The organism is Capnocytophaga sp. oral taxon 324 str. F0483 (assembly GCF_000318315.2).
GTDB lineage: Bacteria > Bacteroidota > Bacteroidia > Flavobacteriales > Flavobacteriaceae > Capnocytophaga > Capnocytophaga ochracea.
In genome coordinates this window covers 29,489-45,085 of the sequence record NZ_KB291526.1, presented here as the reverse complement: position 1 = coordinate 45,085, position 15,597 = coordinate 29,489, and the positions used below count along the sequence as shown (strand labels likewise).

Here is a 15,597-nt window from a genome sequence, read left to right as displayed (position 1 = left end):
ATGAAGATAAAAAATCAATATATCAACCGCGAATTGAGTTGGCTAAAATTCAATGCACGCGTACTTCAAGAGGCAGCCGATGAGCGAGTGCCTCTATTGGAACGTTTGCGTTTTGCGGGTATCTTCTCGAACAACTTAGATGAGTTCTTTAAAGTGCGTTACGCTACTGTAAAACGAGTGGCGATGAACGAAACCTCAGATAAAGAACTGGGGGTACACGCCAAAGAGCTCTTGGAAGAAATTACCAAAGAGGTAATACAGCTACAAGATGAGAGCTTGAAAATTATTGCCACTATTACCAAGGAATTGGAGAAAGAGCAGATATTTATAGTAGATGAAAAGACGTTATTACCCGAGCACGAAGCCTTTGTAAATACCTATTTCTACGACAAAGTACGCCCCGCCCTCTTTACTATTATCCTTAACGATTTAGAGAAATTCCCACAACTGAAAGACGATGTGGCGTATTTGGCAGTGAAAATGACCCTAAAAGAAGAAGACGAAAAAGCCTCAGGAGTACAAAAGTTCTTTTCATCACGTGTTTATAAAGAAAAAATACAGTATGCCCTTATTGAGTTGCCTGCTACCCTCGACCGTTTTATAGAGTTGCCTCAAATAGGGGATAAGCATTATATTATTATGCTTGATGATGTGATACGCTTTTGCTTGCACAAGATATTTAATATTTTCAATTACGAATCGCTTACGGCAAATATGATTAAAATCACCCGTGATGCCGAGTTGGACATAGACGATGATTTGAGCAAGAGCTTTATCGAGAAACTCTCGACCAGTATAGAAGACAGACGCAAAGGCGAGCCGGTGCGCTTTGTGTACGACAAGATGATAGACAAGGACACCTTGCAATTTTTATTAGAGAAAATGGGTATTATGAAAACCGACAGCGTAATCCCAGGAGGGCGCTACCATAACCGCCGTGACTTTATGAACTTCCCCAGCTTAGGGCGTAAGGATTTGACATATGCCTCTATACAGCCACTACCTGTACAAGGACTCACCTCAGAAGAGAGTTTGCTAAAGAAAATTGCCGAAAAAGACTATTTGCAATACACGCCTTACCATACTTTTTCTAACATTATATGGTTTTTGAGGGAAGCTGCCCTTGACCCTAAGGTAAAATCGGTGAAAATAACCATTTATCGTTTGGCAAAGAACTCACAAGTAGTAAATTCACTTATCAATGCAGTGAAAAATGGCAAACAAGTAACCGTACAGATAGAATTGCAAGCTCGTTTTGATGAAGAATCGAATATACGATATGCTGAACAGCTAAAAGCAGAAGGTGTAAAAGTCATCTTCGGCGTACGCGGACTGAAAGTACACAGTAAAATATGTGTGATTGAACGTAAAGAAGGAAAGGAACTAAAACGTTATGGATTTATCAGCACTGGTAACTTCAATGAAAGTACTGCTAAAATCTATACTGATTATACGCTGTTTACTGCCAATCAGGAGATACTCAAAGAGGTGAACAAAATTTTTAACTTCTTTGATACCAACTACAATGTGCAAAAATTCAAGCATCTAATAGTATCTCCACACTATACCAAAAAGCAACTCAAACACCTGATAGACGAAGAAATTAAGAATGCTAAGGCAGGCAAAGAGGCGTATATCAAGCTGAAGATGAATAACATCACTAGCTACAAAATGATAGACAAGCTATACGAAGCCAGCCGTGCAGGAGTAAAAATACAAATGATTGTACGTGGTATTTGCTGTTTAGTGCCAGGAATCGAAGGAATGAGTGAGAATATAGAGGTAATAAGTATAGTTGATAAGTTCTTGGAACATCCACGTTTGTTTATCTTTGCCAACGGAGGCAACCCTAAATTCTACATCTCTTCAGCCGACTGGATGACGCGCAATATTTCATTCAGAGTAGAAGTAGGTTGCCCTATTTACGACAAAGCAATACAGCAAGAGTTGATAGACACCTTCGAAATAAGTTGGGCAGACAATGTGAAGGCACGTATAATTAACGAGGCACAGGACAATACCTATCGCCTTCATACTACCCCTTCTTTGCGCTCACAGGTAGCCTTATACGAGTATTATCAGCATAAAAATAAGCGCACCAAATAGATGAAAAGACCTCAAATAAAATTAGCACAATATGTAATAGAAGCCTGTAAAGCCAAACAATTAAAGCACATTGTTATTTCACCAGGGTCGCGTAATGCCCCTCTGACTATCGGCTTTGCCAACGACCCTTATTTTAACTGTTACAGCATCGTAGATGAGCGTTGTGCTGCTTTTTTTGCCTTGGGCATTGCTCAGCAATTACAGCAACCTGTGGCAGTGGTGTGTACATCGGGCTCTGCCTTGCTGAATTACTATCCCGCTTTTTCAGAGGCTTTTTACAGCAATATACCATTAGTGGTCATCTCAGCCGACCGTCCGTCCAGCAAAATAGATATAGGCGACGGGCAAACCATACGTCAGGTGAATGTACTGGCAAACCACAGTGCCTATAATGCCAATCTATCCGATGAAGCACATAGCGATAAAAGCAATTTTTACGAGCTAAACAGGGCACTGAATACAGCTATAGAGGAGCAATTGCCGGTGCACATCAATATACCTTTTGAAGAACCCTTATACCTCACCACGGAAGAGCACTATCCTTTTAAGAATATAGCTGCAAAACCTCAGAAACCTATTATTAATGAGAGAAAGGCCACTGATTTCGTGAAACATTGGAACGATTCAGCTAAAAAAATGGTATTAGTAGGAGTGTTGGCACCTAATAGTGTAGAAGCACAATATGTAGAATGGCTTGCTAAAGACCCTTCGGTATTGGTATTGACAGAAACTACATCTAACTTGCACCACTCCCATTTTATTCCTTATATAGATAAATTGCTCACTTATACTGAAAGAGACCCAGTTCTAAAAGAAGCCTTACGACCTGATTTATTACTTACTTTTGGAGGCTTGGTAGTTTCCAAAAAGATAAAACAGTTCTTACGTAGTTATAAACCTACTTATCACTATAATGTAGATTTGCACAAAGGCTATGATTCGTATTTCTGTTTAACAGCTCATTTTAAAGCGGATATCAATACTTTTTTGAGGGAGGTAACCCCTAATTTGGTTAATGTTTCTTCTACTTATCAACAGCAGTGGTTAGAGGTGAAAAACGAGATACAGCAAATACATTTAGAGTATATCAGCCAAGCGCCTTTCTCCGATTTTAAAGTGTACAGTGAGGTATTCAGTAATATTCCTAATGATTATATTATACAGATAAGCAATAGTTCTGCAATTAGGTATGCCCAGTTGATAAAAGTACACCCTTCTTGGAAGGTGTTTTGCAACCGAGGTACTAGCGGTATCGACGGTAGTATGAGCACTGCTATTGGGGCTGCTGTAGGAAGCGCATCGCCCACAGTGTTCATTACAGGTGATTTGAGTTTTTTTTACGACAGCAATGCTCTTTGGAACAAATATATTCCACAAGACTTTAGAGTGATTCTCGTCAATAATCAAGGTGGAGGTATTTTCAGAATACTATCCGGTGATAAAACTGATCCTAACTTTGAATACTTCTTTGAGACACCTCATAGGCTTACAGCAGAACATTTTTGTAAAATGTATGGCATTAGCTATCAGTTAGCAACTAATCTATCTGATTTACAGAAAGATTTAAGTAATTTCTTCGAAGTATCAGAGAAACCTAAGCTGTTAGAAATCCATACACCAAGAAAAATAAATGATAAAGTTTTGTTAAAATATTTTGAGGTATTGAAAAAATGACTACCTTTACCGCATTAATAATTTTAAATATAAAAAATTATGAACAAACGTGATGAATTAATTGCTGTGTACACCCAAGATTTGAAAGAAAAATGTGGTGAAAAGAACCCAGATGTAGCGTTCTTAACAAAAGTAACTGTGGGCTTAGGTCCTTCTATCTACAACGCCGATGCTTCTAAAGTATCAGGCTCTGACCAAGCAGAGTTAGACCGTGTAAAACAAAACTTCCTAATCAAAAAATTAGGTTTGAAAGACGGTCCTGAGTTAGACAAAGCTATTGAAGCTGTGTTAGAAAAATACGGTAAATCAAACAGAAATAAGCACCGTGCAGTTGTTTATTATTTGTTAGCTAAACACTTCAAAAAAGAAAGTGTTTACAACAAATAAAAGATTTTTTAAAAAGAACAAGAGGCTATCCAATTCAGATAGCCTCTTATTTTTTATGTAGATATTTTTAAAAAGAACATTCATATCTCAAATAAATAGTAATTATTCCACCAAATAACTTACCCGAATAGCACGAAAGTTGCTGATAACTTGAAAACTGTTTTCAATACGCTTGATATGCTCTTTAGTGTGACGTAAAGAGACTTCGGAGGGGTGTACTTTCACCAAAATATCTTTCAGATATTCATTTCTAATACGAGAAATAGGAGGGAATTCAGGACCTAAGATGTCTATCCCTCTTTGAGAAGCAAAAACTTCACGAAGTGTATTAGCAAACCACTCAGCACTTTCATTTACTCGGTTAAAATTACTGTGTTTGAGAGTTATTTTTATCATTTGTACAAAAGGAGGATATAAAAAGGATTGGCGTTCCTCTATCTGACTTTGATACATTCCTCTGAAATCATTTTGTAATACTTGCTGAATTACGGGGTGCTGTGGGTTATAGGTTTGTATCAATACTTTTCCTTGTTGGGCACTTCTTCCCGCACGCCCTGATACTTGCAATAATAGCTGAAAACTCCTTTCGTAAGCTCGGTAGTCAGGAGAATGAATGAGAGCATCGGCATTCATTACGCCTACTAGACCTATATTTTCAAAATCTAATCCTTTCGTGATCATTTGAGTACCTACTAATATTTGCGTTTCTTGTTGCTCGAACTTCGATAATATTTTTTCATATCCGTATTTACCATTCGTAGTATCCTGATCCATTCTGTCTATAGCTATTTTTGGGAAAAGCACTTCTAATTCTTTACTAATTTGCTCTGTTCCGAAGCCTTTTGTTCTTAAATCAATACTTCCGCAAGCTATACAGGCTTTGGGCATAGGAATCGCATAACCGCAATAATGGCATCGCAACTGATTACTGCTTTGATGAAAAGTGAGACTTACATCACAATGCGGACATTGGGGCACCGTGCCGCATTGCATACACTGCACGATAGGAGCATAACCTCTTCTGTTTTGAAAGAGAAGCACCTGTCTCCCTTGCGATAAAGTATTCGTAATTTCATTTATCAGAATGTCGGAAAAATGCCCGTTCATACGTTTGCGATGGTGCTTATCCTTAATATCGATAAGCTCGATAATAGGAGGAAGGAAATCTGCGTAGCGTTTTGATAAGTATACAAATCCGTACTTTTCAGTCTTCACGTTGTGCATACTCTCCAACGAAGGCGTTGCCGAACCCAGCAAAGTTTTAGCTTTGAAAATGTTTGCTAACATAATAGCAGTATCCCGTGCTTGCATTCGAGGGGCTGGTTCAAACTGTCGGTAAGAATTATCGTGCTCCTCATCAATGATTACAAGCCCTAATTGCCTGAAAGGCAAATAAACTGATGAGCGAACACCTACAACCAATTGCGCTTTGGGATTATTATTTAGTACATTATTCCAAACTTCCACCCGTTCGTTCGTACTATATTTAGAATGATATACTGAGAGGCTCTTTCCAAAATGATTCTTCAATCGGTTGATGAGATGAACCGTCAAGCCGATTTCAGGAAGAAGATAGAGTACTTGTTTTCCTGCCTTTAAATATTGGTCGATAAGTTCAATGTAAATTTCAGTCTTCCCAGAGGCGGTAACTCCTTGTAAAAGAACTGTGTTTTTAGTCTGAAACTGTTCCTGAATTTGATGAAGAGCTTCTTCTTGTACCTCATTGAGTATTTTTTTTGTCAAAATATCACTATCAGCGAAGCTAACGCGGTCTTTCTGTAAGTAATATTCTTCAAAAATGCCTTTTTCTATTACTGATTTTAGTACTGTTGTCGATATACTGGCTTCTTCTAATAATTTTTCTGCTTTTAAAGGCAGTACTTCTCTGTTGATATAATTAAAATAAGCCATTATTAGCTTCTTTTGTTTTTCCGACCGCTTCAAAAGTTCTAAGGCTCTTTGCAAGCCTTCTTCGGTTTGATATTCAGAAGATAAACGAATGTATTTGATGAGTTTTGGTACATATTTCTCAAATATTCTTTCGGAAATGCGAGCAGCTCCTTTCTCTACCAAGCTCTTCATCACTTTCAGAGCCTTGTTTTTGGGGATTATCTTGCTCACCTCACTGCCTTTGAGGGCTGTTTTGTAATGTAAGGCTTCGTATACCTGCCACTCGTCATCGGTAAAGAGTGCTGAATTTAATTCTTTTTCTGCAATTTCAATTATTGTTTCACTTTCTAATAAAAAAGCCGATGGCAAGGCTGATTTTAGTACTTCCCCTAAAGTGCACATATAGAAATCGGCTATCCATTGCCAATGTTCTATTTGTTGGGGAGTAATAATAGGCGCTTCATCTAAGATATATTCAATGTCTTTAGTGTCATAAGAAGGCTCAACTGTATGTATATGATGTACTATAGCTGTGTATACTTTCGATTTACCAAATGGAACAGCCACGCGCATTCCCATTCGTAAGAAATGTGCTTCGTCTTCATTAATACGATAGGTAAAAAGTTTAGAAAGCGGAAGCGGCAAGATTACATCTACGAAATACATCAGTCGTGTTTTTTAAGTTTCAGAAGCGAAGCATTCAGTTCAAACCCCAATAACAATATGTTGGCATTTAACCATATATAAAGCAGGAAGATAAGCAATGCTCCGATAGACCCATACAGCTGGTTGTAGCGAGAAAAATTCTCAATATAAATACCGAACAAATAGGTTGTCACGCCGAACAATAACACTGTAAAGAGCGAACCTGCTGAAAAGAATTTACTTTCCCTGCCTTCAACTGTGCCGAAGTAAAACAGTAGTCCTGTACCGAAGTAGGTAATCAGTGCGACGAAAACTATTTTCGATATTTTAAGTAGCGTTTCATAATCGGTAATAAAATTGATTTTATCGAGGTAAGGCACTAAATACACTTCGTAATAAATGAATACAACCACAGCAAATAGAACAAGAAGCGCCAAAATAATTGCTACCATTAGGGCGTAGAGATATTGCTTGATATAGGTGCGTGTGATTTGCCGATGGTACGAATACTCAAACCCTCCAAAAATTGCCATAATACCATTGGTCATTAAGAAGATAGAAAGAAAAAACACCGAAGACAATAAGCCACCACGTTTTTTATCGGCGATATCGAAAAAAATATCCGAAAAGAAATCGTGCGTACCTGGGGGAAGCATATCTTCAATAAAAGCCCAAAAGTCTCCCTGAAAATTTTCGATAGGAATATAAGGGATTAAGTTTAAAATGAACAGCAAAAAAGGAAAGATTGCCAAGAAAAAACTATACGAGATAGCGCTCGCCCGATAGGTAAGTGCGCCTCTAATAATCCCTGCGGTATACAGTTCGAGCAAATCATATAATGAAAAAGCATTCTTAGCTAAAGGAATACTTTTCAAAAAGCTTACAAATTGCTTGATAATGGGAAGGTTATGTATTCTCTCTTTTAATGTCATCAGTAGTTAGTTTTTTTTGGAAAGCATATTGCTTTTAGTTGATTTTCTTTCTTTTAGTCGCTCTTTTATCGCCCCGATAAACCAATAAGGAATAACCATACATAAAAGGCAGAATAGCCAAAAACCAATTAGGAAAATGACTACAAAAAGGAGAAAACCCAAATATTGCTCAATGCTGAATGATAGATAATAAACGCTCATAACTTTTTCTATCTTAATTACCAGTTTATGGCTTCCTTCCCTACGGATGTAAGATAGGCATTAGCTTTGCTGAAATGCTTGTTGCCAAACCAATAGCCTTTGTTTGCACTCAAAGGAGAGGGGTGCCCTGAGGTAAGAATACAATGTTTTGCCGGGTCGATAAGGCTTGTTTTCTTTTTGGCATAACCACCCCACAACATAAACACTATATTGTTACAATGTGCTGAAACTGCTTTAATAACAGCGTCAGTAAAAGTTTCCCACCCTTTATTTTGGTGGCTACCAGCTTCGTTGGCTCTTACGGTGAGAGTGGCGTTCAGCAGCAAAACTCCTTGCGATGCCCAGCGCTCCAAATTGCCACTGATAGGGTAGGAGGTACCTAAATCTTGCCCTATTTCCCTAAAAATATTGATAAGTGAAGGTGGGTGGGCAATGCCATCGTGTACTGAAAAACACAAACCGTTTGCCTGCCCTTCGCCGTGATAGGGGTCTTGCCCGATGATAACTACTTTCACCCTGTCCAGTGGACAATGGTCGAAAGCCGAAAATATTTGCTTTCCTTTGGGATAACAGATATGTTCGGCATATTCTTTCTTTACAAAATCGGTGAGCTGACTGAAATACGGCTTATTAAATTCTTCTTGTAATACCGACTTCCAGCTGGGATGTATGTTCACTTCCATAGTTTATGGGGTAACATTTGTATTTTCTTTGTTTTTAGCAGAAGGAGCATTCGGCTTTCTACGTGCTATCACATCGGCGTAATACTTCCTGCTGTTATTGATGACCTCCAACGTCTTTTTGTAGAACTCATCTTGTTTCACTCCCGATAGAGTTACAATGTAATTTACCATATTGCGGTAATCATCTGAGAGCTCTTTGCGTAGCGGACGTATATGATAGGCTTCTTTTTGCAAGGTTTGGAACGACCTGTGCGAAAAAAGTTCATCAAACGCTTTATTAGATTTTTCCAACTCACTTACAAACTCCTTAATTTGCAAGGTTTTTACTGCATTTACATAAGGTTCAGCTTTGAGCTGAGTAATGAGAGTTGTAAGGTTGCTGGTTTCTTCCTCATACGTTTCTTTTGAAACATCTTTATAAGGGTCTATAAGCCTTTTTAGCGTTTCAAAAGCCTTTTTCTTATCGTCCGTTTTCGCATATTTATAAGGGCGAATACTCAAACGCAAGGCACGCATATCGGTATCTCTTGCGTGGTCAAGCTCGGCGAGTTTTTTGGTCTCTTCACTAGAACGGATTCTTTCCAATCCCTTTTCATAAGAAGGAATTTTGTCTTTTAACTTTTCGAAGAGCACTTTAAAATCGGCATCTGTTTCCAATTTTAAATCAGTCTTGCCGAAATCTTCAAAAAATCGCACTAAAAATTGTTTAAACTCGGCATTATGCAAGCGAGCAAGGTCTAAATTGATTAACTTCTCCTTTTTCATAAGTAGAAAATATTTTTTGAGGTTGTTAAATAATATAATATTATAAATTAGGAATTATCCTAATAACGATAATCCTCGTTTTTATGCGACAAAATTACGAATTCCTTTTTTTATATCCAAAATTATTTTCAAAGTTTTTTATTGATATATGAAAAATCAATATTAGCATATGGTGTTTGTATTATAATTGATTCAACTTTGCCAAAGTTTCAAACTTTGGCAAAGTTAATACTGCAAAAACTACTATTCAAGTGCAATAATAGTCGCAACATTCCCTCCTTGAGGGGGACAAGGGGTGTGTTTGTATTATAATTATAATAATTTACGCAGAAAAGACTTCACCCTTTCCCCTTTCGAAGGGAAAAAATCCGCAAAAGTACACTTTTTTATAACTTTACAAAGTTAAACTACTCAAAAAGTGGCTCGCTATTGATTTTATAAAGTTTGGCAATTCAAAAAGTGACTTTCTATCCACTTTAAAAAGATAAAGAACTTAAAAAGTGATTGTTTTTTGGACAATCACTTTTTTGAAATATTAATAAGGTGTCTTTTCGGTAAGTTGAACTTTATCGGATTTTCTGTACGAGCTCCAATTCGTCCAAAGAAACAGAGGTAGTAAACGCCCCGTAATTTACTATGGCTTTGCCTTTTTCAATCTTATCGATACTTCCTACGCTTCGGCTGTCTTTAATGCGCACACGGTCGCCTACTGAAAGGGCGCGTTGTAGCTTTTCTTTTTCGGCGCGTTCTTGGGCAATGCGCTCTTTCTTCTCTTCTTTGCGTTGCTGGCGGATAGTCTCCATTTGCTTATGAACTTCTTCGGTAGTAGTTTTTTTCTCCTCTTTTTGCTTGGTACGTTCCTCTTTGCTTATTTGTTTGCGCTTGGCATTTTCCATTTCAATGAGTTTGAGAAATTCGGATACCAAAGGGCGACGTTTACCATCGTAGAAATAACGTTCGGCTATCTGGTCTACCTTACTACCTAAGGTAATCATACGTTGGCTTTGGTCATAGAGCTCTTGATAATTTATGAGCTTGCTTTTTACTTTATCATTGAGTTCCTCCAAACGTTTGGCTTCTTCGCGGGCTTTGGTTTCCTCATCTTTCAGGGTTTCGGCAGTTTTTTCCATTTTGGAGCGTTCTTTCTGCAATTTGGCGATAGTGGCATCAAAACGCACTTTTCCTTTCTCTATTTTTTTCTTAGCCCGATTGATAAGGCTAAACGGAATGCCGTTTTTCTGCGCCACTTCAAAAGTGAAAGAACTTCCCGCTTCGCCTATTATCAGCTTATAGATGGGCTCTAAGGTTTTATCGTTGAAAAGCATATTGGCATTGCTGGCGTGGGGCAATTCATCTGCCAGCATTTTTAAATTGGTGTAATGGGTGGTAATCACCCCAAAAGCCTTTCGGTGGTAGAACTCTTCTAAGAATATTTCAGCCAAAGCACCTCCTAATTCGGGGTCGCTACCTGTCCCGAACTCATCTATCAAAAACAAAGTGCGGTGGTTGCACTTTTTGAGGAAGTAATTCATATTTTTGAGTCGGTAGCTGTATGTGCTAAGGTGGTTTTCAATAGATTGGTTATCGCCGATATCGGTAAGAATGCGTTCAAACAAACACATTTTAGAACGATGATGCACCGGAACGAGCATTCCACTTTGTAACATTAATTGTAATAAGCCAATGGTTTTAAGCGTAATACTCTTTCCGCCCGCATTAGGTCCCGAGATGACGATAATACGATTTTCATCATTCAGTTCTATGGTTTGAGGGAAGGTAGTAACACCTTTTTTGGTATTGCTAAGGTACAGCAAAGGGTGATATGCTTCACGGAGGAATAGTTCGCGCTCCTGAGTGATTTCTGGCAAAAGTGCGTTCATTTGGTGAGCGTACTTGGCTTTGGCGCAAATAATATCAACGGCTGTGATGTATTGCTGATAGTCTTTCAGCAGGTCAGCAAACTGACTGATGAAGGCGGTAAGTTCTCTTAATATACGCTGAATTTCCTCTTTTTCGTCATAAAGCAAATTGGAGAGTTCGCGAGAGTAGATTTCGGTTTGTCGCGGTTCTATATACACTATGCTACCCGTTTTTGAGCTCCCCCATACGGTGCCTTGTACTTTTCGGCGGTACATTGCTTTCACTGCCAATACGCGGCGGTTTTCTATTACGGTCTCGCGGATATCATCGAGATAGTCGGCAGTGTTATACTCGGCGAGAGCACGGTTGAAACTTTCATTGAGTTTTCCTTTCAAGGCGCTCAGCTCACGACGTATATTGCCAAGCGTAGGAGAGGCTTCGTTTTTTATCTCGCCGTACTTGTCCAGCACTTTATCGATAGCGTTCAGCAGTTCGGTAGTATACTCGATACTATCAGCCGTTTCGAAAAGGGTAGGGTATAGCGTTTTGAACTTCTTAAAGAAAAGAATTTGGGTATTTACAACCTCGCTGATACGATGAATCTTCCTAATACTCGACACTTCTAACAAGGCGTTTTCAATAGATAGGAGTTTAATTTCAGAAGTGATAGATTCGCAATAGTGTGAAGGGATTGTGTTGTTATTATCAAAAGACGATAGGTATTCATTGGTTTGATTCAGTGCCAATAACAGGCTCTCCTGATTGTCGAAAGGCTTGATACGTAAGGCGTATTTCTTGCCGAGTTCAGTAAGGCAAAGGTCAGACAAATGAGAGAGTACAATGGGGAACTCTAAGTCTTCAAGTGTTTTTGTATTCATTTAGTTTTTAGGAAATATCTTTTTGTGATATAAAATCATCAGCCCCACTGCTATACATATTGCAGAGTCAGCCACATTAAACACGGGCTCGAAGAAACGAAAGCGTTCGCCTCCCCAAATGGGTACCCAGCTGGGAAGTGTAGTATCGATAATAGGGAAGTAGAACATATCCACCACTTTGCCGTGCAAGAGGGTTCCGTAAGGATTTTCGGCAAATAGGGTAGCAATGTTACCATAACTATGGTCGAAAATTATGCCGTAAAACACCGAATCGATGATATTGCCCAGTGCTCCTGCCAATATCAAAGAAATGCAAATAATAAGTATCTTAGGTTGTTGCTTTCTCACTGCCGATACCAGCCAATAACCGATACCTATTACCGCTACAATGCGAAAGAGAGTAAGAATGAGTTTGCCGTATTCGCCGGGGATTTTAGTACCCCAAGCTGCACCTTCGTTTTCTACAAAGTATATTTGAAACCAACTGAAAACGGTTACGGCTTCGTTGAGGATAAAGTGTGTTTTGATGTATATTTTGCTCCATTGGTCGATAATAAGTACCAACAGAATAATAAGGAATGCGTGTTTTAATTTCATATTGTTTTTTTGCTAAATGAGGCGCAAAGATACTAAAATAAAGCTGAATGACAAACCATAAAGCAACAAATACTATAAGCTGACTTAGTTTTCATTCTTTTCTTTCTCCAAGAATTTTTCTTTGTCTTTGCGAATTTGTACCAATCGGTAGTTTTCAGTGGCTATAACAAAAGCAGATAGTTTGTTTTTCTCCAAGAACTCTTTCAAATCAGTAACAATGCTCTGAGCTGAATAAGCATCGCGGATATTATGAACTACCAACCAAGTTTCATCGGCATTATAGAGGTCTTCTGAAAGGGTGAGAACTTCAGAAATTGCCTTTAATTTCTGGGTAAGTTGTTCTTTTATAGTTGTACGTGTCTCGGAAACCGTACCTGTAATGACTACTTTCCATTTCGTAGCCTTATCGTCAGTAACAAAATTTTCGGTTTCTACATCTTTAAGTTCATCTAATAGATTTTTAGCCTCTTCACTTTCAGCAGTGGCAGGATAGTTAGTCGCTATCTGTTGTAACTGTGCTTGGTAAGGAGCAAGCCCCTCTAAACGTGCCGTTGTTTTGGCTTGCAACAGTGCGATAGCAGGTGCTACTGAAGTTTCACGATACTGCGCCCCTTCTGTTTGTAACAGGTGAGCCGTCTCGATAATTTCACCGCGATTGTATCGAGCCATAAGGGTATCAACAAAAACTTGTGCCTGTTTATTGCGCTCTTGTTGTGAGGTTTCGCTTCCTTGCAATAGTTTTGCATAATCGGTATTAGGATAGTTAGCAAATAGTCGCCCTTTGATGGTTTCAGCTTTGGGGTTATGAGTATCAGTGTAATTCTTTTGGAGCTCATAAAGTGTAACTACTTCTAATTCGGGAGAAGGATTGTTGGCAAGAACACGTTCTAAACGTTGTATAGCCAATTCATTTTCACTGAATTTAGAGCGATAGAGCACGCCCAACTGGTACAAGGCTCTATTTCTATCGATGTTAAGTTGAGCGATTTCGGCTTCGGTCTTAGGAAGTTGAGAAAGATAAGTATCGGGAGTTTCTACTTCTTTTTCAGCTATTTGTTGTGTAGTAGCTGAGACAGTGAGGTTCGCCACATTGGCATTCCCCATACTCGACCAACGCCAGTTATCCTCCAATTTGCGGTCTCCCCAATATTGTTGAAACTGTTGTTTCCCATAAGCTACACTCATCGGATTGTAGAAATAGAACTTGCCACCCTTTTTAGTAGTAGCATCGGGCATCGTTACCCCCATACCTGTATTGGCAACCTTTTTATTATGTTGCTTTTGTGTGCGAAGAGCAATTGCTTTCTGTACAGAATCGATATGTTTTTGGTAATACGCACGACGTTCTGTCTCTGGCAAGCGCATAACTTTTAAAACGCTATCATTTTTCTTAACGACGTATTCTAATTCAGCAATCTTGGACAAGTTATCTCTTTTTCTGCGAATAAAAAGATGTTCAAAGGTATGTTCAGGGATATAAGTAAGAGTACTATCCAAATGCTGGTAAGCTCCCGTGTAGTCTTTTTGGTCAAAAAATAATTCAGAGAGACGTGTATGAGCTTTTGCTTTTAACGGATTGTTATTCTTATTGTTGGAAAGAGAACTACGATAAAAATCGGTAGCCAAACGCTTATCATCGTCTTTTAAAAGTTCGCCGTGAGTGTAGTAAAGCACATCGAGATAGTTTTTGTGCTCATAACGGCGTTCAAGTTTGGTAAGGTAAGCTAAAAAATCAGCCTTTTCTTCAGGAGTAAATGTTTTGTTGCGAGCCTTTCCTGCTTGGGCTTCTACCCATAGCTTACGCGGAATCTTCCAGTTTTGCTTCACAACCTTTTCAAAAGCTACTTCGGCAGAGTCTTTTTGATGCTGTTTTTCATAAAGCTGAGCTGCAATAAAGTAATATCTACCGCGTAAAGCCTTATTACGAGTGTATTTACCAGCATTGTAAAGCGCATCGGCAGCCTCAGGATATTGTTCTTGGTTGATATAAGCCTGTCCTAAGGTAGCATAGGCTTCAGCTCTATCATTTTTGCGTAATTTAGGATTCTCTTTTAAAAATTCAGTGAGTTTTTCTATGGCAATTTTATCTTTACCTAAACGGAGATTAGCTTTTTGTGCCCAAACCGCTGCCTCAGGAATACGCTCGCTCGTTCCGTAGTTCGTAAGCAGGTGATTGAAAGCCTCTAAGGCAGGAAAGAAACGCTCATCGTAATAACGGGCTTGACCGAGTAACATATAAGCGTCGTCAATTTTATAGTTGCGTTGTACTCCTTTAAAAACCATAGAGTGTTTCTGAATGGTTTTAATAGCTTTTTCTTCAGCACGTTGAAAATCAGCATTACCTGTACCATCTAATTGCACTTTTCCTGTCATACCAATAGGCTCTACCGGTAGAATTTCACTAAAATTATCTTGATATTTTTCGCGTAGTTCATTAAGACCTTTGGCATATGCTTCCTCCCCATTAAACAGTACATTATACTTGGTAACAATAGGTTGCATCTGACGGTTATAATAGGTATTAGCATTAGGTGTACAAGCTAAATATAGCAAAAAAACAACTAAAAAACTACTGTATAGTAAAACTCTTTTCATACTTTTTCATAAGTGCTGTTACAGAGTGCGAAAGTACTACTTTTTTTTAAAAGAGCGAAATATTATTTCAAAAAAATAAGTTTTCTCTACCAAAGCACCGCTTTATATACAGTTTAGATATATTTTTACTCTTGTTATCCTTCGTTCATTGTTCGTCATTTGTTCGTCCTTTCTTCGTCTTTTGTTTATCTGCCCGTGCGGCTCGCACCGTCTTTTGTTCGTTTATTGTTTATCTCACTTTTCCGTTACTACACTTCCTCTCCTTGGGAGAAGTCTCCGAATAGGAGAGTATGTGACTGGGGAGAGGATATTTTGTTCGTTTATTGTTTATTTGCCTGTCGTGCTACGACCTCGCACCTGCCTGTCGTGCTACGACCTCGCACT

General features: G+C 38.6%; 10 protein-coding genes. 3 read left to right on the top strand and 7 right to left on the bottom strand.

The genetic code is table 11. The annotated features are described in order from the left end of the window. The 3 genes from ppk1 to HMPREF9072_RS07430 are packed head-to-tail and all read left to right on the top strand — an operon-like array spanning position 1 to position 4,167. A complete protein-coding gene (ppk1, locus tag HMPREF9072_RS07440) occupies positions 1–2,106 on the top strand; it encodes a polyphosphate kinase 1 (protein WP_009411106.1) in 2,106 nt (701 codons plus the stop codon). Then, positions 2,107–3,780 (top strand): 2-succinyl-5-enolpyruvyl-6-hydroxy-3-cyclohexene-1-carboxylic-acid synthase, encoded by a 1,674-nt coding sequence (menD, locus tag HMPREF9072_RS07435; protein ID WP_009411105.1) that lies wholly within the window; start codon positions 2,107–2,109, stop codon positions 3,778–3,780. A gap of 39 nt (positions 3,781–3,819) precedes the next feature. After that, positions 3,820–4,167 (top strand): DUF2853 family protein, encoded by a 348-nt coding sequence (locus tag HMPREF9072_RS07430; RefSeq protein WP_009411104.1) that lies wholly within the window; start codon positions 3,820–3,822, stop codon positions 4,165–4,167. 102 nt (positions 4,168–4,269) lie between these two features. On the opposite strand, the gene priA is transcribed toward HMPREF9072_RS07430, so the two are convergent. From priA to HMPREF9072_RS07395, 7 genes are all read right to left on the bottom strand, one after another. Further along, positions 4,270–6,723 carry a primosomal protein N' gene (gene priA, locus HMPREF9072_RS07425; protein ID WP_009411103.1) on the bottom strand — a complete coding sequence of 818 codons (2,454 nt, stop codon included), beginning with the start codon at positions 6,721–6,723 and terminating at the stop codon, positions 4,270–4,272. After that, complete coding sequence (locus HMPREF9072_RS07420; protein ID WP_009411102.1) at positions 6,723–7,634, bottom strand: YihY/virulence factor BrkB family protein; 912 nt, start codon at positions 7,632–7,634, stop codon at positions 6,723–6,725. Before HMPREF9072_RS07420 ends, priA begins: the two co-directional genes overlap by 1 nt. Before the next feature lie 218 nt (positions 7,635–7,852). Next, on the bottom strand, positions 7,853–8,518 hold the full coding sequence (gene ung, locus HMPREF9072_RS07415) for a uracil-DNA glycosylase (protein WP_009411100.1): 666 nt from the start codon (positions 8,516–8,518) through the stop codon (positions 7,853–7,855). A 3-nt stretch (positions 8,519–8,521) separates the two neighbouring features. After that, positions 8,522–9,283, bottom strand: a complete 762-nt coding sequence (locus HMPREF9072_RS07410; RefSeq protein ID WP_009411099.1) for a DUF6261 family protein — start codon at positions 9,281–9,283, stop codon at positions 8,522–8,524. Between the two features lie 566 nt (positions 9,284–9,849). Further along, positions 9,850–12,021: a MutS domain V protein gene (locus HMPREF9072_RS07405; protein ID WP_009411098.1), complete on the bottom strand. Its 2,172-nt coding sequence runs from the start codon at positions 12,019–12,021 to the stop codon at positions 9,850–9,852. Next, positions 12,022–12,618 (bottom strand): lipoprotein signal peptidase, encoded by a 597-nt coding sequence (locus HMPREF9072_RS07400; RefSeq protein ID WP_009411097.1) that lies wholly within the window; start codon positions 12,616–12,618, stop codon positions 12,022–12,024. 84 nt (positions 12,619–12,702) lie between these two features. Next, positions 12,703–15,213 (bottom strand): tetratricopeptide repeat protein, encoded by a 2,511-nt coding sequence (locus HMPREF9072_RS07395; RefSeq protein WP_009411096.1) that lies wholly within the window; start codon positions 15,211–15,213, stop codon positions 12,703–12,705. Between the last annotated feature and the right edge of the window lie 384 nt (positions 15,214–15,597).